Source organism: Shigella dysenteriae, from assembly GCF_022354085.1.
In the GTDB taxonomy this organism is placed as follows: domain Bacteria; phylum Pseudomonadota; class Gammaproteobacteria; order Enterobacterales; family Enterobacteriaceae; genus Escherichia; species Escherichia coli.
The window spans coordinates 1,828,616-1,851,505 of the sequence record NZ_CP055055.1 but is presented as its reverse complement, the minus strand read 5'-3'; the positions used below and the strand labels follow the sequence as shown (position 1 = coordinate 1,851,505).

The 22,890-nt window shown below is 50.0% G+C and carries 24 protein-coding genes; 14 read left to right on the top strand and 10 right to left on the bottom strand.

The features are described 5' to 3' along the window. The first annotated feature begins 186 nt into the window (after positions 1–186). The gene (gene wrbA, locus HUZ68_RS08800) at positions 187–783 is read left to right on the top strand and encodes an NAD(P)H:quinone oxidoreductase (RefSeq protein WP_001151437.1); all 597 of its coding nucleotides are present in this window, start codon (positions 187–189) and stop codon (positions 781–783) included. 20 nt (positions 784–803) lie between these two features. After that, complete coding sequence (locus HUZ68_RS08795) at positions 804–1,031, top strand: YccJ family protein (RefSeq protein WP_001143120.1); 228 nt, start codon at positions 804–806, stop codon at positions 1,029–1,031. Positions 1,032–1,068: 37 nt separating this feature from the next. Here the strand turns inward: HUZ68_RS08795 and agp are convergent, their stop codons facing one another. After that, positions 1,069–2,310: a bifunctional glucose-1-phosphatase/inositol phosphatase gene (gene agp, locus HUZ68_RS08790; RefSeq protein WP_001044306.1), complete on the bottom strand. Its 1,242-nt coding sequence runs from the start codon at positions 2,308–2,310 to the stop codon at positions 1,069–1,071. 282 nt (positions 2,311–2,592) lie between these two features. Beyond that, positions 2,593–3,852, bottom strand: a complete 1,260-nt coding sequence (locus tag HUZ68_RS08785) for a YccE family protein (protein ID WP_239594112.1) — start codon at positions 3,850–3,852, stop codon at positions 2,593–2,595. 259 nt (positions 3,853–4,111) lie between these two features. Between HUZ68_RS08785 and cbpA the strand changes: the two genes are divergently transcribed. After that, positions 4,112–5,032, top strand: coding sequence for a curved DNA-binding protein (gene cbpA / locus HUZ68_RS08780; RefSeq protein WP_033815729.1), 921 nt, complete (start codon positions 4,112–4,114; stop codon positions 5,030–5,032). Further along, positions 5,032–5,337, top strand: coding sequence for a chaperone modulator CbpM (gene cbpM / locus HUZ68_RS08775; protein WP_000024560.1), 306 nt, complete (start codon positions 5,032–5,034; stop codon positions 5,335–5,337). The genes cbpA and cbpM overlap by 1 nt, the downstream gene beginning before the upstream one ends. A gap of 151 nt (positions 5,338–5,488) precedes the next feature. On the opposite strand, the gene torD is transcribed toward cbpM, so the two are convergent. From torD to torC, 3 genes are read right to left on the bottom strand one after another with little or no spacing between them, the layout of a single operon-like run. Beyond that, complete coding sequence (gene torD, locus HUZ68_RS08770) at positions 5,489–6,088, bottom strand: molecular chaperone TorD (protein WP_044808089.1); 600 nt, start codon at positions 6,086–6,088, stop codon at positions 5,489–5,491. Next, positions 6,085–8,631, bottom strand: a complete 2,547-nt coding sequence (gene torA, locus HUZ68_RS08765; RefSeq protein ID WP_033815727.1) for a trimethylamine-N-oxide reductase TorA — start codon at positions 8,629–8,631, stop codon at positions 6,085–6,087. The genes torD and torA overlap by 4 nt, the downstream gene beginning before the upstream one ends. Continuing rightward, entirely contained in the window at positions 8,631–9,803 is a 1,173-nt protein-coding gene (gene torC, locus HUZ68_RS08760) for a pentaheme c-type cytochrome TorC (RefSeq protein ID WP_033815726.1), read from the bottom strand. The genes torA and torC overlap by 1 nt, the downstream gene beginning before the upstream one ends. 129 nt (positions 9,804–9,932) lie before the next feature. On the opposite strand from torC, the gene torR reads away from it, so the two are divergent. Beyond that, positions 9,933–10,625 carry a two-component system response regulator TorR gene (gene torR, locus HUZ68_RS08755; RefSeq protein ID WP_001120119.1) on the top strand — a complete coding sequence of 231 codons (693 nt, stop codon included), beginning with the start codon at positions 9,933–9,935 and terminating at the stop codon, positions 10,623–10,625. Here torR and torT read toward each other — a convergent pair. Further along, complete coding sequence (gene torT / locus HUZ68_RS08750) at positions 10,598–11,626, bottom strand: TMAO reductase system periplasmic protein TorT (protein ID WP_239594110.1); 1,029 nt, start codon at positions 11,624–11,626, stop codon at positions 10,598–10,600. The two genes, torR and torT, sit on opposite strands and share 28 nt — an antisense overlap. An 82-nt stretch (positions 11,627–11,708) precedes the next feature. Between torT and torS the strand changes: the two genes are divergently transcribed. Continuing rightward, the gene (gene torS, locus HUZ68_RS08745) at positions 11,709–14,453 is read left to right on the top strand and encodes a TMAO reductase system sensor histidine kinase/response regulator TorS (RefSeq protein WP_071829032.1); all 2,745 of its coding nucleotides are present in this window, start codon (positions 11,709–11,711) and stop codon (positions 14,451–14,453) included. Positions 14,454–14,524: 71 nt separating this feature from the next. Further along, on the top strand, positions 14,525–15,598 hold the full coding sequence (locus tag HUZ68_RS08740) for a 4Fe-4S binding protein (protein WP_033815723.1): 1,074 nt from the start codon (positions 14,525–14,527) through the stop codon (positions 15,596–15,598). A 48-nt stretch (positions 15,599–15,646) separates the two neighbouring features. On the opposite strand, the gene HUZ68_RS08735 is transcribed toward HUZ68_RS08740, so the two are convergent. Genes HUZ68_RS08735 through cspG form a run of 4 tightly spaced genes read right to left on the bottom strand, consistent with a single transcriptional unit; the run spans position 15,647 to position 16,426 of the window. Then, positions 15,647–15,820 carry a GnsA/GnsB family addiction module toxin gene (locus HUZ68_RS08735; RefSeq protein WP_001019197.1) on the bottom strand — a complete coding sequence of 58 codons (174 nt, stop codon included), beginning with the start codon at positions 15,818–15,820 and terminating at the stop codon, positions 15,647–15,649. Continuing rightward, positions 15,810–16,040: a protein YmcE gene (gene ymcE / locus HUZ68_RS08730; protein ID WP_001303885.1), complete on the bottom strand. Its 231-nt coding sequence runs from the start codon at positions 16,038–16,040 to the stop codon at positions 15,810–15,812. The genes HUZ68_RS08735 and ymcE overlap by 11 nt, the downstream gene beginning before the upstream one ends. Further along, entirely contained in the window at positions 16,015–16,203 is a 189-nt protein-coding gene (gene ymcF, locus HUZ68_RS08725) for a cold shock small protein YmcF (protein WP_071524879.1), read from the bottom strand. Before ymcF ends, ymcE begins: the two co-directional genes overlap by 26 nt. Positions 16,204–16,213: 10 nt before the next feature. Beyond that, on the bottom strand, positions 16,214–16,426 hold the full coding sequence (gene cspG, locus HUZ68_RS08720; RefSeq protein WP_000066490.1) for a cold shock protein CspG: 213 nt from the start codon (positions 16,424–16,426) through the stop codon (positions 16,214–16,216). Positions 16,427–16,711: 285 nt separating this feature from the next. On the opposite strand from cspG, the gene cspH reads away from it, so the two are divergent. The 7 genes from cspH to etp all read left to right on the top strand — a co-directional run bounded on the left by cspH (position 16,712) and on the right by etp (position 22,880). After that, complete coding sequence (cspH, locus tag HUZ68_RS08715; protein WP_000087763.1) at positions 16,712–16,924, top strand: cold shock-like protein CspH; 213 nt, start codon at positions 16,712–16,714, stop codon at positions 16,922–16,924. Positions 16,925–17,365: 441 nt separating this feature from the next. Then, positions 17,366–17,671 carry a threonine-rich inner membrane protein GfcA gene (locus HUZ68_RS08710; RefSeq protein ID WP_001299283.1) on the top strand — a complete coding sequence of 102 codons (306 nt, stop codon included), beginning with the start codon at positions 17,366–17,368 and terminating at the stop codon, positions 17,669–17,671. A 106-nt stretch (positions 17,672–17,777) separates the two neighbouring features. Beyond that, positions 17,778–18,422 (top strand): lipoprotein GfcB, encoded by a 645-nt coding sequence (gene gfcB, locus HUZ68_RS08705; RefSeq protein WP_001301846.1) that lies wholly within the window; start codon positions 17,778–17,780, stop codon positions 18,420–18,422. Beyond that, complete coding sequence (locus tag HUZ68_RS08700) at positions 18,419–19,165, top strand: capsule biosynthesis GfcC family protein (RefSeq protein WP_001717977.1); 747 nt, start codon at positions 18,419–18,421, stop codon at positions 19,163–19,165. The genes gfcB and HUZ68_RS08700 overlap by 4 nt, the downstream gene beginning before the upstream one ends. Further along, positions 19,165–21,261, top strand: coding sequence for a YjbH domain-containing protein (locus HUZ68_RS08695; RefSeq protein ID WP_001612771.1), 2,097 nt, complete (start codon positions 19,165–19,167; stop codon positions 21,259–21,261). Before HUZ68_RS08700 ends, HUZ68_RS08695 begins: the two co-directional genes overlap by 1 nt. A 45-nt stretch (positions 21,262–21,306) precedes the next feature. After that, on the top strand, positions 21,307–22,446 hold the full coding sequence (locus tag HUZ68_RS08690) for a polysaccharide export protein (RefSeq protein WP_001295357.1): 1,140 nt from the start codon (positions 21,307–21,309) through the stop codon (positions 22,444–22,446). Next, positions 22,434–22,880: a protein-tyrosine-phosphatase Etp gene (gene etp / locus HUZ68_RS08685; protein WP_000057871.1), complete on the top strand. Its 447-nt coding sequence runs from the start codon at positions 22,434–22,436 to the stop codon at positions 22,878–22,880. The genes HUZ68_RS08690 and etp overlap by 13 nt, the downstream gene beginning before the upstream one ends. Positions 22,881–22,890: the final 10 nt, after the last annotated feature.

Below are 22,890 nucleotides of genomic sequence, written 5' to 3'. Positions count from 1 at the left end.
CTCTTATGATTAAAAAAACGCGATGAGATAAAAATGTGTCATTTTGCGACAAAATTGCGTGCTTGTGAAAGTTGTTATAAATCAAATAAGTGGTTGTGAAATTTGCACTCTGAAAAGGACGTCTTATCTTTAAATAAGTGGTAGCGAATCGCTACGGAATAGAGATAACACGAGGAGTGGTTAGAAATGGCTAAAGTTCTGGTGCTTTATTATTCCATGTACGGACATATTGAAACGATGGCACGCGCAGTCGCTGAGGGTGCAAGCAAAGTGGATGGCGCAGAAGTTGTCGTTAAGCGTGTACCGGAAACCATGCCGCCGCAATTATTTGAAAAAGCAGGCGGTAAAACGCAAACTGCACCGGTTGCAACCCCGCAAGAACTGGCCGATTACGACGCCATTATTTTTGGTACACCTACCCGCTTTGGCAACATGTCCGGTCAAATGCGTACCTTCCTCGACCAGACGGGCGGCCTGTGGGCTTCCGGCGCACTATACGGAAAACTGGCGAGCGTCTTTAGTTCCACCGGTACTGGCGGCGGTCAGGAACAAACCATCACATCCACCTGGACGACCCTTGCGCATCACGGCATGGTGATTGTCCCCATTGGCTACGCAGCGCAGGAACTATTTGACGTTTCACAGGTTCGCGGCGGTACGCCGTACGGCGCAACCACCATCGCAGGCGGTGACGGTTCACGCCAGCCCAGCCAGGAAGAACTGTCTATTGCTCGTTATCAAGGGGAATATGTCGCAGGTCTGGCAGTTAAACTTAATGGCTAATCTTCAACAGGAGGATACGCATGCCAACTCAAGAAGCGAAAGCTCATCACGTCGGTGAATGGGCATCTCTGCGCAATACGTCGCCGGAAATAGCCGAGGCCATTTTCGAAGTCGCCGGGTACGACGAAAAAATGGCGGAAAAGATTTGGGAAGAAGGTAGTGATGAAGTGTTAGTCAAAGCCTTTGCTAAGACCGATAAAGATTCGCTTTTTTGGGGCGAACAGACCATCGAACGTAAAAACGTTTAACCAGCGACTCCCCCGCTTCTCGCGGGGGAGTTTTCTGTTATTTCACCGCTTCATTCAACACGCTATCAAACTTATCCATCGGGCAGAAACCATCAGCGTCTATCGGGCAACCGCTTAATTCCAGCGTCACGCGCTGCGCAGGTGCCTGCAGGGTTAACGCATCGGCATTACGTAACTGTTCCGCACTCTGGTACACATATTCAATTTTCATCAAATCGCGATTGGCTTTGCTGTCATGCCAACGCTGGAAAACGATTTTGCCGCCAATCGGCGTGCGTTCGTTCTGGTCATGCAACTGATACGGTTTGAAATCCAGCGCCGTTAACAGAGAGGCAATGTTGGAGTCATGTCCAACTAACACCGTGATTTTTGGTGCACTGGTGCGATCGGTGACCAGGGCTTTGTCGATATAACTGACCAGCGGTTTCGCAACATTGCGCGCCACTTCCGGTGAGGTAAACAGGCTGTCCTGGTAACCGTTTTTCAGCTTCGACAACACCTTCCACTGCTGGTCAGATTTGATTTCTCCCCAGGCCACCTGATCCATCGGAAAACCTTCGTAGTATTGCAAAGTAAACGCATCTACCAGCGAGTTGCCGACTTTCAGCGGCCCGGAAACACCTGGTTCTTGTTGATACTTCGCGCTAAAGGTATTTTTGCCATCCACCAGCGAACACTGTTGTTTCTCTTTACAGGCAGGGGAATCTTTATAGTTAACGATTTTTTCCAGTAGCTGGTAGCTGTCGGTAAGCTGGAGTTTGCTGAGCTCTTTCTCCATTGCCGCCACCGCCTGTTCACTGAATGCGGCGGAATCATCGGTGATCACCGGGTTAAAGGTTGGGTCCATGGTGCCCATTTTTTCCTGGTGATGCACAGGAATATCACACCCCGGGAATGCGCCGGTAATAAAGAACTGTGCGGTCGCGACAGTACGTTGCAGACTATTGGCATAGGCATAAACGGTGTCCGGCGGCGGGCATTCCCCCGATTTTACCATCCCCTGCTCTGCCAGCCATTCACGCATGTAATGGCCCATATACACTTCGAGCACGCCACCTTTGGTGGTGAGTTGCCCACCGGGGACGTCCCATTCGGGCCATTTATTCGGCGTCGACTGTTCCAGCACACTGCCATTGTTCGCCAGCGGCGCACGTAAGTTATGGCGGCTCATCATGAGCACTTGCTGTAGCTGATAGCCTTCCGGTACGGTTTGTGCCTGAGCATTTGAAGCGAGTAAAACTATCCCTGCCACAGTTGCGGCGATTAGCGTTTTGTTCATTCCTGGCACCTCTTTTGTTATCAATCACTAAAGAGTGTGACAGAAATATGACTTTTTTCCGGGAACAGGTTCGCAAAATGGCTTGTTGAACGCCTGTTTTTCTATCTACATCTTCAAAAACAGGCAAACTATGCCTGAATAGCCCCTGCCTCGCATACGCCGCTGATGATTACACCAGTGGGCTAGACGGAATATCAGCGGCGTTACCAATACAGAGGCAATATTTACCAATAAAAAAAGTGTGAGACTAATAACAATGGTTTATAGCACATGCATTTGTCATTAAATTGCATAACGATTTAAATAGTCAAGTTGCGCATTCATTTCCTTATTGTTTAACTTGTAAGCCTGAGCAAAAAGTTCAGGAGGGAGGTAAACGTCATAATGATTGCCAGTGTTTATTAAATAACCATACTCAAGATCTTCATCTGTTGAAAAGGATTCATTCCCTAAGGAGATTGATGCCACATTACTATTAACAATAAATAATGAGCAAATGCTATCTGAAAGAACAGCAAGAAAATTCTTCACCGCTTTAATCCTATCCGACGTGTCGGTATCTAAAGCAAGCAAATTCTTGTTATCATTAAATATAAACTCGGGTAAATGCAGGATACATTTTTCGTTATTCAAGCAACTATCAATGAATTGTTTTTTAAAAAACAGAAAGCTCCATGACATATGACTACCCACACCCTGAATTTTGTTGTCAGATTGCAGATCAACGCCAAATAATGTCTTAACATCTTCCCTGAGATCATAGAATGCCGCATCAACAAGAGCCTCGATCGTTTGTTTATCAACAATTTTAATAAACTCTTCGTATACTTCCTTTTGTGTCTTATGACTGCCCAGCGCCCATGAATAATCATGTTGTTTTAAAACCAGTATAGCTCTTAACAGACAATATCCATCGCCATCTACAGGAGCATATTTTAATCCATAAGTTTTATTAATTTCACTCTGAATAAAAGATATACCAGACAAATCAATACCAGAATCTAAATCAGATATTCCCGGCGTATTTATCCATTCTGGCTGGATACTCATATTTTCATCATTATCAAAACAATAATCAGAATAAACATCATCACACGCATTAATGTTTTCAATATATTCCATAAAGCCATACCAATAATAACCTTTAAAATCTGTGATAGACTCTGAACCTCTACCCGGCAAGGATACTCTAACAATATCAACATCTTCAACATATTGTATAGTATATGTAATACCTCCTGAAACCCCTGAATAAATTTGTTTATCATTAGTACGCAATGTTTTCATAAATAATGATAAATCATTATCATTCTGTATTTCCTCAAATTCTTTTTCTAGTGAATCGCATTCCAGGCATGGAATGTAGTCTTCAGCTTGTTGACGTCTGATTTCTTTATACAACCGAATAAAACACACCAGTGTGTTTTCAAAAAGCGTGATTGAATATGTTTTATTTTTTTCGTACTCATTTTTTATATCGTTCCAGGCTTGCTTCAAATAATTATTTTCAGTGCAACTAATTCCATGTATATTACTACCCATATATAGCGCCTATAAAATTTAATAAATAATGACGCCCTAGTTAAACTTAAAGTGCCTGGTTCAACTATCAAAAATCGCTCACCCTTTTTCACCTGTTTAAAATATGTTCAGCACCCCACCTTGAGGCGACCTCCTCTCCGCGATGATTTCAATAACATATTCTGTGTTGGCATATGAAATTTTGAGGATTACCCTACACTTATAGGAGTTACCTTACAGGGGTTCCTTCAATTTGTGTTGATTTACGCGAGATAACGCTATGGAATTAAAGGATTATTACGCCATCATGGGCGTGAAACCGACGGACGATCTCAAGACAATCAAGACCGCCTATCGTCGACTGGCCCGCAAATACCATCCTGATGTCAGCAAAGAACCGGATGCCGAAGCCCGCTTCAAAGAGGTCGCTGAAGCCTGGGAAGTGTTAAGTGATGAACAACGTCGCGCTGAGTATGATCAGATGTGGCAACATCGCAACGATCCGCAATTTAACCGTCAGTTCCACCATGGCGACGGTCAGAGTTTTAACGCCGAAGATTTTGACGATATCTTCTCGTCAATTTTCGGTCAGCATGCCCGCCAGAGCCGTCAACGCCCCGCCACACGCGGCCACGATATTGAAATCGAAGTGGCGGTATTCCTCGAAGAAACGCTTACTGAGCATAAGCGTACCATCAGCTATAACCTGCCGGTTTATAACGCCTTTGGCATGATCGAACAGGAAATCCCGAAAACGCTGAATGTGAAGATCCCGGCAGGCGTCGGCAATGGTCAACGCATCCGCCTGAAAGGCCAGGGGACGCCGGGCGAAAACGGCGGTACAAATGGCGATTTGTGGCTGGTGATTCATATTGCGCCACATCCGCTGTTTGATATTGTCGGCCAGGATCTGGAAATTGTGGTGCCGGTTAGCCCGTGGGAAGCGGCGCTGGGTGCTAAAGTCACCGTTCCAACACTGAAAGAAAGCATTTTGCTGACTATCCCGCCTGGCAGCCAGGCCGGGCAACGATTGCGCGTTAAAGGCAAAGGTCTGGTGAGCAAAAAACAGACCGGCGATCTGTATGCGGTACTGAAAATCGTGATGCCGCCGAAACCGGATGAAAACACTGCCGCGCTGTGGCAGCAACTGGCAGACGCCCAGTCGTCTTTTGATCCACGTAAAGATTGGGGGAAAGCATAATGGCTAATGTTACGGTGACTTTTACTATTACAGAATTTTGCCTGCATACCGGCATCTCTGAAGAGGAATTGAATGAAATTGTCGGTTTGGGGGTGGTTGAACCGCGTGAGATCCAGGAAACAACCTGGGTATTTGACGACCATGCCGCCATCGTGGTGCAACGCGCGGTGCGCCTGCGCCATGAACTGGCTCTGGACTGGCCGGGGATCGCGGTGGCGCTGACGTTAATGGATGATATTGCGCACCTGAAGCAGGAAAACCGCCTGCTGCGCCAGCGGCTTTCCCGGTTTGTAGCTCATCCGTGATGTGTGTTTGCCGGATGTGATGACGCATCTTAGCCTGCCTGCAAAGAGTACTTTTCCTGTGGGCCGGATAAGGCGTTCACGCCGCATCCGGCGGCGGTGCCCTAATGCCTGATGCGACGCTAAACGCGTCTTATCAGGCCAACAAACGACGTTATCTGTTTTGGTGGTCGCACTCCACTAACACCAGCAATAACTGGCTTAGTGCCGCGTAAAAACCAAAGCTGTCATACTGATGGCAACGCGCAACAAACTCTGGTAACCATTGCCGCAGCGCCGTGAGTGTTTTTTGCCGTAAACTGTCGATTCTTCGCGCAGGAACCGTCCCCTCTCCCAGCGAAAAATGCAGATGACTCAACAACTCGAGATAGATCGCCAGATGATCTGCCGGTTCGTTGAAATTGCCGCTGGTTTCCATCCCTGCCTCAACTAACAAGCGTTTAATTTCTTGCTCGTCCTGTTTGTAGGCCGATGCATACGGCAGCGCCGCTTGTTTGTCAGTCATCAGAAACAGGCCGCAAAAGTCAGCGGCCAGTTCCAGACGGGCATCGTCACGTACTGTCAGAGTGGCAACACGGTTTTCCAGCTCATCCACCGCCGCAGTGAGCGGCGGTTCGCTTTTCAGCAACGAAAACCATTCAGCCATCTGCGCACTGGCGATTTGCGTCAGTTGTTCATCGTCCAGTTCACGGGAGAACAACTGCGCCAGCCAGGCGTAAACACAGGCTATCTGTTGTGCTGTCAGCGTGGTCATAATTTCACCTGCGACGCGGGAACATATTCGCACTGCGCCACCATCTCCACGGGGCCGTTAAACGCCGTTACCTGCTCCACTGTTCCGTTGTACTTCTCAATTTCCACCAGCGTAGTGTGCGCACTGGTCGCCTGCGCCAGCTGCGAAGTACCGATGTCGATGGTCAACACGTTGGGGTTACCGTATTTGCACAGCGCACCAGGCTCGCCGCCTTTATCTGGATCGTACCATGCCCCTTCGTGAATTCGCGCCACGCCGGGTGCATAGCGATCAGAAACGACTGCCCCTGCCAACACCTGACCGCGAGCGTTAAAGACGCGTACCACATCACCGTTACGAATACCGCGCGCGCTGGCATCCTGCGGGTTAATGAACACTGGCTCTTTACCCGCTATCGTATATTGCTGACGCAGAGTTTCCGACTCACATAACTGCGAGTGAAGTCGGAAATCCGGATGCACAGATTGCAGATGCAACGGATACGTCTGCGAGCCAGGCCCACCGTGGGAGCGTTCGATTTTCTCAAACCACATCGGATGCCCCTGACAATCGTCGTAGTTCATATCGGCGATGGTTTTCGAATAGATCTCAATCAGGCCACTCGGCGTGCCCAGCGGTTCGAGATCCGGATCTTCGCGGAATGCCTGGTGGCGAACAAACATCTGCGGATGGTCAAACTCGACGTACTCTTTGTTATTCCAGAAGTCATCAAACGCTGGCAAATGAACGCCGCGTCCTTTGCCTTGCTGAACACCTTCCTGCCAGATGCGTTTCAGCCAGCCCATTTCGTCCAGCCCTTCGGTAAAGGCTTCTTCGCGATTAAAGCGGCGGCACAGCTCGCGGAAAATATCAAAGTCGTTGCGCGCCTCGAACTGCGGCGGCACGACCTGTTTCATGGCGATAATGCCACGGTTGGAGTGGTTGCCGTACTGGTCGAGATCGTTACGCTCAAACTGCGTGGTCGCAGGCAGCACGATATCGGCAAAGCGGCAGGTTGAGGTCCACTGGTTATCTATGGCGATAACCGTTTCCAGCTTGCGCCAGCCTTCAATAATGCGGTTGATCTGCTGATGGCGATGGAATGGGTTAGTTCCGGCAAAAATACACATTTTCAGCGGCGGCAGTTTTACCGATTTACCGTTCCAGTTGATCACTTTCCCCGGTTCGAGGATCGCATCGATAAAACGGGCAATCGGAATGGTGCTGCTGTAGCCTTTGTAATCACTGTTGTCGTGAACAGGCGGAATCGACGTAGAGCCGGAGAAACCACTCAGAATAACGCCTTTACGCCCCGGCGTGCCTGCGCCGTTATAGTGCCAGCCAAAACCAAAGCCACCACCTGGCAGGCCAATTTGCCCCAGCATCGCCGCCAGAACCACAATCATCCACGCCCACTGTTCACCGTGCTGCATACGCTGTACGCACCAGCCAGCAATAATCTGCGTTCTGTTCGCCGCCATCTGCCGCGCCAGCCCACGAATGGTTTCGGCATCAATGCCGGTCAGTTTTTCAGCCCATGCAGCATCTTTCGGCTGACCGTCTTTCTCGCCCACCAGATACGGCAGGAACTGCTCAAAACCCACACAGTAGTTAGCGAGGAAGTTTTTGTCGTACAGGTTTTCACTGTACAGCGTATGCGCCAGCGCCAGTTGCAGCGGCACGTCAGTTTGCGGGTTAACCGCAATGTGCTTCACATGCTCGCGCCCCAGATACTCATGGGTGGATGTAACAACCGGATCGATGCTAATGACCTCAATTTCACCGGCGGCGACTTTCGCTTTCAACTGCGCGTAATATTCATAAACATCGTGATCCGGGCACCACCAGTTCGCTTGCTGGTTTTTCAGCAAATCGGAGCCCCACAGCACAATGGTTTTACTGTTCTGCAATACCAGCGGCCAGGAGGTTTGCTGTTCATACACTTCCATTGAGCCAACCACGCGCGGCAGGATCACCTGCGCAGCACCGGTAGAGTAATCCCCACCCGTACCAACGCTATTACCATGCAAGGCAATAGCTTTCGCCAGCATCCCCGAAGCGTTATGGAACATCCCCGTCGATTGCCAACCGCTGGCGGTCAGCAAGGCACTCGGCCCGTGAGTTTTCTGTACGCGCTCCAGTTCTTCATAGAACATGTCGAGGGCTTCATCCCAGCTCACGCGCACAAAACGGTTATCGCCGCGCTGGGAGGTGTCGCTCAGATGGCGCTTACGCAGCCAGTCCACGCGTACCATCGGATAACGAATACGCGCCGCGTTGTGTACGTGGTCCGGCAATCCGGCGATCATTTTCGACGGATATTTATCCAGTTCGAACGGTTTTGCCGCCACAAAGCGACCATCCTTCACCGTCGCGCGGATAGCCCCCCAGTGCGACCCGGTAAGAATGCCCTCTTTCGAGATGACAGCCTCAGTCGCCGCTTGCGCCGCAGTCGCACGGCGCGGCGTTAACAATGACGGCCCCAGCATCCCGGCGACAGTTAAGCCGCCGAGTTGTGCCAGAAAACGCCGACGTGATGCCTGAAAGAGATCGTTATTGTTCATTATTTTTCTTCCTTCTTATCGCCGTGAGCCTTACCTGCGGTGTCAGACGCATTCATTTGCAGATATTTCAACAAGGTGCGTTCTTCACGTTTATCGAGGCTGGTAAAGCCAATCATGCCGTTGAGCGTGCCGATCCAACCGTTAGCGTCAAAGTGGGCGATTTCCGGTGCGCCGTGGCACTGGTTACAGGTGCCGTTGTACAACGAATCCGCATAGGCCCAGATCGGTTTGATATCGTTCACCATGTCGCCTTTCTTCATCCATGCGGTGGCCTGCAACTTGCTCCACTCGGTATTGGTGTCGGCAACGGTGGTTTTCTCCAGCGTTTTCACCTGCTGCTGCACATCACCACGAATCGAGGCAACAAAGATGCGTTTACCTGGGAATTGGGTGAGTACACGCTGACGTCCGGCGCTTTCTGTCCAGCCGGTAATTTCAATTTGCAGCCAGTCGCCGTCACGTTTAAGGACTTTCACTTCCGAAGCAGGCAGCAGAGAACCAGAGGCTTCTTTATCGCCTTTCGCCGCATAAATTGGCTTAATATCAATAGAGTACAGCGTGTCACCACTGTCATTAGCACTGGCGCGCAGCTCATCGAACTGCTTACGGAAGCCGCTACTCATATCCGGTAACTGGTGGGCAATACCTTTATGACAGTCGATGCAGGATTGATTATCTTTCGCTGCCACCTTCATCTGACGTGCCGCTTCAGGATGCTGCTTCGCATGATCCATCGCATCGTAGTTATGGCAGGAGCGGCAGGTTGCCGAGTTGTTTTTTTTCATTCGCGCCCATTCACGCTCGGCAAGTTCCGCGCGTTTGGCTTCGAATTTTTCAGGTGTATCAATGGAGTGAGCAATAAAGGTCTGGTAGATATCATTGCTCGCTTCCAGTTTGCGCTTCACCATGCCTGGAATATCCGGCGGGATATGACAGTCATGGCATTCAGCTCGCACGCCGGAGGCGTTCTGGAAATGCACCGACTGTTTATATTCTTCATACACCGGTTGCATACTGTGGCAACTGACACAAAATTCGGTTGTGCTGGTGACTTTGATCCCAACGTGTGGCAATACAATCAGCGCAATGCCAATCACAATCCCAATTGCGACCAGCGCCAGTACCGACCAACGAGCACTGGGTCGGCGTAGCGCGTTCCAGAGTTTCCGCATAATAGCCCCTGTAAAATTATGGTTTAGTGAAGCGATCTTAATGAGCAAATATGAACAGCGGCACTGGTCAGGATGAACGGCTTACGGCAGAATATGAACAGATATGAACAGAATGAGTAAAACCCTCTGATGCCACATCACATTGTTATTGTTGAAGATGAGCCGGTTACCCAGGCGCGATTACAATCTTACTTCACTCAGGAGGGGTATACCGTTTCCGTTACAGCGAGCGGTGCCGGGCTGCGGGAAATTATGCAGAATCAGCCGGTAGATTTAATTCTGCTGGATATCAACTTGCCCGATGAAAATGGCCTGATGTTAACCCGCGCCCTGCGAGAACGCTCAACGGTGGGGATTATTCTGGTTACCGGACGCAGCGATCGGATTGACCGTATTGTTGGGCTGGAAATGGGCGCAGACGATTACGTCACCAAACCGCTGGAACTGCGCGAACTGGTAGTACGGGTAAAAAATCTGCTCTGGCGAATCGACCTCGCGCGACAAGCTCAACCGTACACTCAGGACAACTGCTATCGCTTTGCCGGTTATTGCCTGAATGTGTCGCGCCATACGCTGGAGCGGGATGGCGAGCCGATTAAACTGACCCGCGCAGAGTATGAAATGTTGGTGGCATTTGTGACCAATCCGGGAGAAATTCTCAGCCGTGAACGTCTGCTGCGTATGCTCTCTGCGCGTCGGGTGGAAAACCCTGACCTGCGCACCGTCGATGTGTTAATTCGTCGTTTACGCCATAAACTCAGCGCGGATTTACTGGTGACGCAACATGGCGAAGGTTATTTCTTAGCCGCTGATGTGTGCTGATAAAAATAGACCGGACGAAATCCCCCTGGCGACAGCGAGCGGCAGATATGTTCGCGGTCGGCATTTTTCGGCGTCAGAACTAAAATCGGTGGGCTGACATTATCAGACACCGATTGACCCTGTAATTGCCTGATGGCCTGCTCAACCGCCAGTTCCCCCTGCCAGACCATTTGATCGCTGGCAGCCATAATCACTCTTCCCCGCTTCAGCCCGCGATACACCTGATGTGAAAGATAAAACGACACCACGGTAAGCGGCGTTTTCAGGTTGCGCCCTTCACCCATTGCCACCTCTGCCGCAATGGCCGTTCCGGCAACGACGTCGATTTCTGGATGGCGTTCCAGCATCTCCTGCAACAGGTTACGCTGGATTTCAATATCGTTATCACCGAGCGCAATATCAACAATACGCACCGGGCTTCCGGCAATGGCTGCGCGAAAACCCTCGACCATCTCCTTACTGCCCCCGGCGTTATCGGGTCCGGGCATCAACAGCACGTTCAGTGGTTTACCGTGCGCCCATTGCACCAGATATCGCCCAGGTTGATAGCCCATCTGAAACCAGGGTACACCAACGCGGCTTTTCACCTGGGGAGCATCAATAGCATTTACCAGTTCGATCACCGGCAGACTTGCTACCTGCTTTTGCAGATCGGGGAATGACGTCGTGCTACTACCGAGCAAAATGGCCTCTGCGCCCCACTGTTTACACTGGTCGATTTGTGCTTGCTGGGTAGCCAACTGGCTGTAGCCGCCTGCCTCCAGCACTTTTAAATCCACACCGTAGCGGCGAGCAGCCTCCTGCATACCATAGTTCAACGATAACCAGTATGAATCTTTCAGGCTGGGATAAAGCGCGCACAGTTTCCATACGCGTTTGGCTTTAAGCGGCATAGAGGCTTGCACCGTGAAATGCTGCGCATCATGCCAGCGCAACAGGTTATCAGCCGAAAATGCCGGCAACATGAAAAGGGAAAGAAGTAAAAATAGCAGTACGCGCATGATAGCCTCATCAATAATAAGGCTTTATGCTAGATGCATTCCGCTTTGCGACTCAACATTTTTCACCTAAAGTGCACCGACCGTGAATTTAACCCTGACCCGAAGACTCTGGATGGGCTTTGCCCTGATGGCGCTGTTAACCCTGACCAGTACCCTGGTGGGATGGTACAACCTGCGCTTTATCAGCCAGGTGGAAAAAGACAACACTCAGGCATTGATTCCTACCATGAATATGGCGCGCCAGTTGAGCGAAGCCAGCGCCTGGGAACTTTTCGCCGCGCAGAACCTGACCAGTGCCGATAACGAAAAGATGTGGCAGGCGCAGGGGCGAATGCTCACCGCACAAAGCCTGAAGATTAATGCGTTGCTGCAAGCGTTACGGGAACAAGGTTTTGATACCACCGCTATTGAACAACAGGAGCAGGAGATCTCCCGTTCGTTACGTCAGCAAGGGGAACTGGTGGGGCGACGTCTGCAACTACGCCAGCGACAACAGCAACTCAGTCAGCAGATAGTCGCTGCCGCCGATGAGATCGCACGCCTGGCGCAAGGTCAGGCGAATAATGCGACAACTTCCGCTGGAGCGACCCAGGCCGGGATTTACGATTTGATCGAACAAGATCAGCGTCAGGCTGCTGAAAGTGCACTCGATCGGCTGATTGATATCGATCTTGAGTATGTTAACCAGATGAATGAACTGCGCCTTAGCGCTCTGCGGGTGCAGCAAATGGTGATGAATCTGGGGCTGGAGCAGATCCAGAAAAATGCACCAACGCTGGAAAAGCAGCTCAATAATGCGGTGAAAATTCTGCAACGTCGGCAAATACGCATTGAAGATCCGGGAGTTCGTGCGCAGGTCGCAACAACGTTAACTACCGTTAGCCAATATAGCGATCTGTTGTCGCTGTTCCAGCAGGACAGTGAAATCAGCAATCACCTGCAAACTCTCGCCCAAAATAATATCGCCCAGTTCGCGCAGTTTAGTAGCGAAGTCAGTCAGCTGGTCGACACCATTGAGCTGCGCAATCAGCATGGACTGGCGCATCTGGAAAAAGCCAGTGCACGCGGGCAATACAGCCTGTTATTGCTGGGGATGGTTTCACTTTGCGCACTGATTCTGATCCTCTGGCGCGTGGTTTATCGCTCAGTCACGCGTCCACTTGCCGAACAAACGCAGGCGCTGCAACGGCTGCTGGACGGTGATATTGACTCCCCTTTCCCGGAAACCGCTGGCGTACGGGAGCTGGATACCATCGGGCGGCTGATGGATGCGTTTCGCAGCAGTGTTCATGCACTGAATCGCCACCGCGAACAGCTGGCGGCGCAGGTCAAAGCGCGTACAGCTGAATTGCAGGAACTGGTGATAGAACACCGACAGGCACGGGCGGAAGCAGAAAAAGCCAGCCAGGCAAAATCGGCGTTTCTGGCGGCGATGAGCCATGAGATCCGCACACCGCTGTACGGTATTCTCGGCACCGCACAGCTACTGGCAGATAACCCCGCACTTAACGCCCAGCGTGATGATTTGCGGGCAATTACCGACTCCGGCGAATCGTTGCTGACCATCCTCAACGATATTCTCGATTATTCCGCTATCGAAGCAGGTGGCAAGAATGTTTCGGTCAGCGATGAGCCCTTTGAACCGCGCCCGCTGCTGGAAAGTACCCTGCAATTAATGAGCGGACGGGTGAAAGGTCGGCCGATTCGCCTGACAACTGAAATGGCCGACGATGTACCGACTGCGTTAATGGGCGATCCGCGACGTATTCGTCAGGTCATTACCAACCTGTTGAGCAATGCCCTGCGTTTTACTGACGAAGGGCACATTATCCTGCGTAGTCGCACTGATGGCGAACAATGGCTGGTCGAAGTGGATGACAGCGGCTGCGGTATTGATCCCGCGAAACTGGCAGAAATCTTCCAGCCATTTGTGCAGGTAAGCGGCAAACGCGGCGGCACCGGGCTGGGGCTGACTATCAGTAGCCGTCTGGCCCAGGCGATGGGCGGCGAACTGAGCGCCACCAGCACGCCGGAGGTTGGAAGCTGTTTTTGTTTACGCTTGCCGTTACGTGTTGCCACTGCACCCGTGCCAAAAACAGTCAATCAGGTGGTGCGTCTTGACGGTTTACGTTTGCTGTTAATTGAAGATAACCCGCTAACCCAGCGAATTACCGTTGAGATGCTGAACACCAGTGGTGCGCAGGTTGTTGCTGTTGGCAATGCCGCGCAGGCTTTAGAGACACTGCAAAATAGCGAACCGTTTGCTGCCGCACTGGTGGATTTTGATCTGCCGGATATCGACGGCATTACCCTTGCCCGGCAACTGGCACAGCAATATCCGTCGCTGGTTTTGATTGGCTTTAGCGCTCATGTCATTGACGAAACGCTGCGCCAGCGTACCAGTTCACTATTTCGCGGGATTATCCCTAAACCGGTGCCGCGTGAAGTGCTCGGTCAGTTACTGGAGCACTATCTCCAACTGCAAGTCAATAACGATCTACCACTTGATGTATCGCAACTCAATGAAGATGCTCAATTAATGGGGACGGAGAAGATCCACGAATGGCTGGCATTATTTAAACAACATGCCCTGCCGCTTCTCGATGAAATCGACATTTCCCGCGCCAGCCAGGACAGCGAGAAAATAAAGCGTGCCGCGCATCAGCTAAAAAGCAGTTGCTCGAGTCTGGGAATGCGTAGCGCCAGTCAGCTATGCGCACAACTGGAGCAGCAGCCATTATCTGCCCCCCTTCCACACGAAGAAATTACACGCAGTGTTGCCGCTCTGGAAGCATGGTTGAATAAGAAAGACCTGAACGCGATTTGAATCAATATCAGCCAGTTAAGAATAACTAGAATAGTGGCATTTGGTATGCAACTTAACGGACTGGCAAAATCATGGCAGAGAAAAAAAGAACCCGCTGGCAGCGGCGGCCAGGCACGACGGGCGGCAAATTACCGTGGAATGACTGGCGCAATGCCACGACCTGGCGTAAAGCGACGCAATTCTTACTATTGGCAATGAATATTTATATTGCCATCACGTTCTGGTATTGGGTGCGCTATTACGAAACGGCAGGTAGTACGACATTTCTCGCCAGACCGGGAGGTATCGAAGGCTGGCTACCGATTGCCGGTCTGATGAATCTGAAATATAGCCTTGCAACAGGTCAGGTACCGTCCGTCCACGCCGCCGCGATGCTGTTATTGGTCGCTTTTATCGTCATCAGTCTATTACTCAAAAAGGCCTTTTGTTCATGGTTATGCCCGGTTGGTACGCTTTCTGAATTAATCGGCGCTCTCGGTAACAAACTGTTTGGTCGGCAATGTGTCCTTCCCCGCTGGCTGGATATTCCTCTGCGCGGTGTAAAGTATTTGCTGTTGAGTTTTTTTCTCTATATCGCGTTATTGATGCCCGCTCAGGCGATTCACTATTTTATGTTGTCGCCCTACAGCGTGGTGATGGACGTTAAAATGCTCGATTTCTTTCGTCATATGGGGACCGCGACATTAATCAGCGTGACCGTTTTGCTGATTGCCAGCCTGTTTATTCGCCATGCCTGGTGTCGTTATCTTTGCCCATATGGCGCGCTGATGGGCGTGGTTTCGCTATTGTCGCCGTTTAAGATTCGTCGCAATGCCGAAAGTTGTATCGACTGTGGCAAATGCGCAAAAAATTGCCCATCACGGATCCCGGTAGATAAATTAATTCAGGTACGAACAGTGGAATGTACCGGCTGTATGACTTGCGTAGAGTCATGTCCGGTAGCCTCAACATTGACCTTTTCACTGCAAAAACCTGCGGCAAATAAAAAAGCCTTTGCGTTGTCTGGCTGGTTAATGACGCTACTGGTTCTGGGGATTATGTTTACGGTGATTGGTTACGCAATGTATGCAGGAGTATGGCAAAGCCCGGTGCCGGAGGAATTGTACCGACGCTTAATTCCGCAAGCGCCAATGATTGGTCACTAAATTAGCAACAAGCGGAACATCACCTCGCACGGGGTGATGTTCACAAAATCACATTATTTTGATTTTGACATCATAACTTTCAAGCCCGGTCATTTTTTCTCGCGCGGTGAAGCGAATTTCAGAGACTTCTTTCCCTGTATTCTTGTTCAGCTCGGCGATTTTTTGCGCGATAAAGTCGGCGATTTCCGTTTCGGCTTGTTTTTTTAACTCTTCAATATTCACTGTTAACCTCTTCTGGTCTTAAAAGACAGCAACACGCCAGTAAGGTGTTGGTTCCCGGTACCCTGGTCAGGTAAGAAATGTTATAAGCCATCTCCCCGAAAGATTCAATAATCAACAGGTTATCGCTTACTATACATACAGCGTTGAAAAAAAATAAGACAGATATAAAAAAGGCTCCACAAGGGAGCCTGATATTATTTTGTGAAATCCAGCGGTGCATGGTCAGTGCGTATTTGTAGAGCAACGTTATCAAAGGTGATCATCGTCGATTTACAAAAAATACACTTAGCGCCCAAAGGGTTTCGCTCCGTCACATCGAATGCCGATGTGCGGTACTGTGAACCATGACAACATGGACAGCGAAAATGGAGATGTTGAGTAATAACGGCAACCTTAGAGCGTAACTACGTTCGCTGCCGCGGGGCCACGTTGCCCCTGCTCAATAGAAAATTCAACTTTCTGATTTTCGTTCAGCGTGCGGAATTCATTGCTCTGGATGGCGGTGAAATGGACGAAAACGTCTTTGCTGCCATCATCAGGAGTGATAAAGCCAAAACCTTTATCTGCGTTAAACCATTTTACTAAACCAGTCATTTTATTAGACATATTTTACTTCCTTCATTTTGGGCCTTTCGGCAAACAGGGCTTTAATACAGAAACTACTTAGTGTTCAGGAGAGAGACTCAAAAGAAGGGGATAATGCCTGATAATGAGAACTGCTTTAGTAAACTACTTTGTATGCTGTCTGTCTTTCAAACCGACGCAGCTATTAACGCATGATAATTGAGATTAAGCAAATTTTATTTTAGCCGTCCGGCGGTCTTAAATATCGCTGGCTTTATATTATTAACCCCGTATAGTGCAGCGCAGTATTTTCAGTAAGGAATTTGTTTGTCCCGTAAAATGACAGGAATTGTCAAAACCTTTGATCGCAAAAGCGGCAAAGGATTCATTATCCCCTCCGACGGTCGTAAAGAAGTCCAGGTCCATATTTCCGCATTCACTCCCCGCGACGCAGAAGTGCTTATACCAGGATTACGCGTGGAATTTTGCCGCGTAAATGGCCTGCGAGGACCAACAGCGGCAAATGTTTATCTCTCTTAATATGACGCTGCTTGTTTAAAGCTGACTGGTTTTATTGGCATAGTTCAATAGTCAACACCATGTATTATAACACAAGTTACTTTTTCACCGGAAAACTAATCCATTTAACCGAATATCTCTACAACTAATAGTTATAAATGCCACTTAACAGCGAGTTATAGTACCACTTGAAACTATATTGCCAACAATAGTTAATAGCTTTCTTAACAATTTTCTTATCTTTAATTTGTATTTTGCTAAGATTTATCTTATGCTCACAAGTCGTATTTCCAGAGGGAAATCGTTAACAATCTTATATTTCCCTCTGCGCGCCTTTCTCACCCGCTGTATATAGTGCAAGCGGTATGAGGAAAGGGAGATTTCACAAGGATGTTATACTCAAAGTAGACAATCCTGATCTCAAGCGTACGTATTGTCCATGCGATGAATAAAGGAAAAGTTATGAAACACAAGCTTTCTGCAATCCTTATGGCCTTCATGTTGACGACGCCAGCTGCGTTTGCTGCCCCTGAAGCAGCAAACGGGACCGAGGCAACGACGGGTACTACTGGCACCACAACGACCACTACCGGTGCAACCACGACGGCTGCTACCACTGGTGGCGTGGCTGCTGGCGCTGTCGGCACGGCGACAGTTGTCGGTGTGGCAACGGCTGTTGGTGTGGCGACGTTGGCAGTAGTTGCAGCAAATGACAGTGGCGATGGCGGTTCTCATAACACCTCAACCACCACGTCCACTACGCGCTAATTCTGCTTAAACGCGTCGAAATTAAAGTTAAATAATACCCGGTTGCGATATTCGTACCGGGCTTTAGAGATTTGCATTTTTTTAATTAACCTTTCAAGGATTAAAGGTGCGCCCTCTTATTTTATCGATTTTCGCACTATTTCTTGCGGGATGTACGCACAGCCAGCAAAGTATGGTCGATACATTTCGCGCCAGCCTTTTCGATAATCAGGATATCACCGTAGCGGATCAGCAGATCCAGGCGTTGCCTTATTCCACGATGTATTTACGCCTTAATGAAGGGCAACGAATCTTTGTGGTACTGGGATATATAGAACAAGAACAAAGCAAATGGTTATCCCAGGATAACGCCATGCTGGTTACCCACAATGGACGTCTTTTAAAGACCGTCAAACTTAATAATAATCTGCTGGAAGTGACAAATTCCGGGCAGGACCCTCTGCGTAACGCGCTGGCAATAAAAGACGGCAGCCGCTGGACGCGCGATATTCTCTGGAGTGAAGACAACCATTTTCGCTCTGCGACCCTGAGTTCCACTTTTTCCTTTGCTGGATTAGAGACGCTGCATATTGCGGGTCGCGATGTGCTGTGTAATGTCTGGCAGGAAGAGGTGACTTCCACGCTGCCAGAAAAACAGTGGCAAAACACATTCTGGGTCGATTCGGCTACTGGCCAGGTTCGTCAAAGTCGGCAAATGTTAGGCGCAGGGGTTATTCCCGTAGAAATGACGTTTCTTAAACCCGCACCATGAATAAATTACAGTCGTATTTCATTGCCAGCGTACTTTACGTAATGACACCCCATGCCTTTGCGCAAGGAACGGTGACTATTTATCTGCCTGGCGAACAACAGACACTTTCCGTTGGCCCCGTGGAAAATGTTGCCCAGTTGGTGACACAACCGCAACTGCGCGATCGCCTCTGGTGGCCTGGTGCCTTGCTGACCGACTCTGCGGCGAAAGCTAAAGCGCTTAAAGACTACCAACATGTCATGGCACAGCTTGCTTCCTGGGAAGCAGAAGCTGACGACGATGTGGCGGCAACGATTAAATCCGTGCGCCAGCAGTTACTCAATCTCAATATCACTGGTCGCTTACCGGTCAAACTGGACCCTGATTTTGTACGAGTGGATGAGAACAGCAATCCCCCGCTGGTCGGGGACTATACGCTCTATACCGTACAGCGTCCGGTGACTATTACTCTGCTGGGTGCGGTTTCTGGGGCTGGGCAATTGCCCTGGCAGGCAGGCCGTAGCGTTACCGATTATCTGCAAGATCACCCCCGCCTTGCAGGCGCGGACAAGAATAACGTTATGGTGATTACGCCTGAGGGTGAGACTGTCGTCGCCCCTGTTGCCCTGTGGAATAAAAGACATGTGGAACCACCGCCTGGCAGCCAGCTTTGGTTGGGCTTTTCTGCGCATGTACTGCCCGAAAAATATGCTGATTTAAATGACCAGATTGTGTCTGTTTTAACGCAACGTGTTCCTGACTGATGAAGAAGAATTCTTATCTTTTAAGCTGCCTGGCCATTGCCGTCTCCAGTGCCTGTCATGCTGAAGTATTAACCTATCCGGATCCGCTGGGTTCGTCGCAATCAGACTTTGGCGGCACAGGATTGTTGCAGATGCCAAATGCGCGCATCGCACCGGAAGGTGAATTCAGCGTCAACTACCGGGATAACGATCAGTACCGTTTCTACTCCACGTCCGTGGCGCTGTTCCCATGGCTGGAAGGCACCATTCGTTATACGGATGTGCGCACACGCAAATATAGCCAGTGGGAAGATTTCAGCGGCGATCAGTCATACAAAGACAAATCATTCGATTTTAAACTTCGCCTGTGGGAAGAAGGTTACTGGCTACCGCAAGTGGCGTTTGGTAAACGTGATATTGCTGGTACGGGTCTGTTTGACGGTGAGTATCTGGTGGCCAGCAAGCAAGCGGGGCCATTTGATTTCACCCTCGGGATGGCATGGGGCTACGCCGGTAATGCGGGCAATATTACCAACCCGTTTTGCCGGGTGAGCGATAAATATTGTCATCGCGCAGAGTCTCACGATGCGGGCGATATCAGCTTTAGCGATATCTTTCGTGGCCCGGCTTCCATCTTTGGCGGCATTGAGTATCAAACGCCGTGGAATCCCCTGCGTTTGAAACTCGAATACGACGGCAACAATTACCAGAATGATTTCGCTGGCAAACTGCCTCAAGCAAGCCATTTCAACGTCGGTGCAGTTTATCGCGCTGCCAGCTGGGCAGACCTCAACCTGAGTTATGAACGCGGTAACACGTTGATGTTTGGTTTCACTTTACGGACCAATTTCAACGATCTGCGCCCTGCCCTGCGCGATACGCCAAAACCGGCATATCAACCTGCGCCTGAATCTGAAGGATTGCAGTACACCACGGTAGCAAACCAACTTACCGCCCTGAAGTATAACGCGGGCTTTGACGCGCCAGAAATTCAGCTACGCGATAAGACGCTGTATATGTCTGGTCAGCAATACAAATACCGTGACTCTCGTGAAGCGGTCGATCGTGCCAACCGGATTCTGGTGAATAACCTGCCGCAAGGCGTTGAGAAGATTAGCGTGACGCAAAAGCGCGAGCATATGGCGATGGTGACTACCGAAACCGACGTAGCCAGCCTGCGCAAACAGCTGGCTGGTACAGCGCCTGGTAAATCAGAGCAACTGCAACAACAACGTGTTGAAGCAGAAGATCTTTCTGCCTTTGGTCGGGGCTACCGTATTCGTGAAGATCGCTTTAGCTACTCTTTCAACCCAACACTTTCACAGTCGCTGGGCGGCCCGGAAGATTTCTATATGTTCCAGTTGGGGCTGATGTCCAGCGCCCGCTACTGGTTTACTGACCACCTGCTGCTTGATGGCGGTATTTTCACCAATATTTACAATAACTACGACAAGTTTAAGTCTTCGCTATTACCCGCGGACTCTACCCTGCCCCGCGTGCGCACGCATATCCGTGATTACGTTCGCAATGACGTTTATCTCAACAACTTGCAGGCGAACTACTTTGCCGACTTAGGCAATGGTTTCTATGGCCAGGTGTATGGCGGTTATCTGGAAACGATGTACGCCGGTGTCGGTTCCGAGCTGCTTTATCGCCCGCTAGATGCCAGCTGGGCGCTGGGTGTGGACGTTAACTACGTGAAGCAGCGTGACTGGGACAACATGATGCGCTTCACCGATTATTCCACGCCAACTGGTTTCGTGACGGCTTACTGGAACCCGCCGACGCTCAATGGCGTACTGATGAAACTTAGCGTTGGGCAATATCTGGCAAAAGATAAAGGGGCAACGATCGACGTCGCCAAACGCTTTGACAGCGGCGTGGCGGTAGGGGTATGGGCGGCAATCAGTAACGTATCTAAAGATGACTACGGCGAAGGCGGCTTTAGTAAAGGTTTTTATATCTCGATTCCGTTCGACTTGATGACCATTGGACCTAACCGCAACCGCGCGGTGGTTTCGTGGACACCATTGACGCGTGATGGTGGACAAATGCTGTCACGCAAATACCAGCTCTATCCAATGACGGCAGAGCGAGAAGTACCGGTTGGACAATAACCTGACGTAATTCATAACATTACATTGACTGATAAATATAAACCAATGAAAAAGAACATTTTTAAGTTTTCGGTACTGACATTGGCTGTTCTGTCTTTGACAGCATGTACCCTTGTTCCTGGTCAGAATTTATCGACCAGTAACAAGGATGTCATTGAACTACCTGACAATCAGTATGACCTGGACAAAATGGTCAATATCTATCCCGTCACGCCAGGATTGATTGATCAGTTGCGCGCCAAACCGATTATGTCGCAGGCTAACCCGGAGCTGGAGCAGCAAATCGCGAACTATGAATATCGTATCGGCATTGGTGATGTGTTGATGGTTACGGTCTGGGATCACCCGGAACTAACCACCCCCGCAGGGCAATACCGTAGCGCCAGTGATACCGGCAACTGGGTTAACGCCGATGGTGCGATTTTCTACCCCTATATTGGTCGCCTGAAAGTGGCCGGGAAAACACTTACCCAGGTACGCAACGAGATTACAGCGCGTCTGGATTCAGTCATTGAAAGCCCGCAAGTCGATGTCAGCGTCGCGGCGTTCCGCTCGCAAAAAGCGTACGTCACCGGTGAAGTCAGCAAATCGGGTCAGCAGCCGATTACCAATATTCCTCTGACCATCATGGATGCGATTAACGCCGCGGGCGGTCTGACCGCAGATGCAGACTGGCGCAATGTGGTGCTCACCCAGAATGGCGTAAAGACCAAAGTGAACCTCTATGCGCTGATGCAGCGTGGCGACTTGCGCCAGAACAAACTGCTGCACCCGGGAGATATTTTATTTATTCCGCGCAACGATGATCTGAAAGTCTTCGTGATGGGTGAAGTGGGTAAACAGAGCACGCTGAAAATGGACCGCAGCGGTATGACCCTGGCGGAAGCGCTGGGTAACGCTGAGGGTATGAATCAGGATGTCGCTGATGCGACGGGGATTTTTGTTATTCGTGCAACGCAAAACAAGCAGAATGGCAAAATCGCCAATATTTATCAGCTGAATGCGAAGGACGCATCGGCAATGATACTCGGAACGGAATTCCAGCTTGAACCTTACGACATTGTTTATGTCACTACCGCGCCTCTGGCTCGTTGGAACCGTGTGATTTCCCTGCTGGTACCGACGATTTCCGGGGTGCATGACCTGACAGAGACTTCACGGTGGATTCAAACATGGCCCAACTAAAATTTAACTCAATCCTGGTGGTTTGTACCGGCAACATTTGCCGTTCGCCCATTGGCGAGCGCTTGCTGCGTAAACGTCTGCCGGGCGTAAAAGTCAAATCGGCAGGTGTTCATGGTCTGGTAAAACACCCTGCAGATGCGACAGCGGCAGATGTTGCCGCTAATCATGGCGTATCTCTTGAAGGACATGCCGGACGTAAGCTCACTGCTGAGATGGCACGAAATTACGATCTGATTCTGGCAATGGAGTCGGAACATATTGCTCAGGTTACCGCAATCGCTCCCGAGGTCCGCGGGAAGACAATGCTGTTTGGGCAATGGCTGGAACAGAAAGAGATCCCGGATCCCTATCGTAAAAGTCAGGATGCATTTGAACATGTCTACGGAATGTTGGAGCGCGCCAGTCAGGAATGGGCGAAGCGCCTCAGCCGGTAATTTGAGTTTA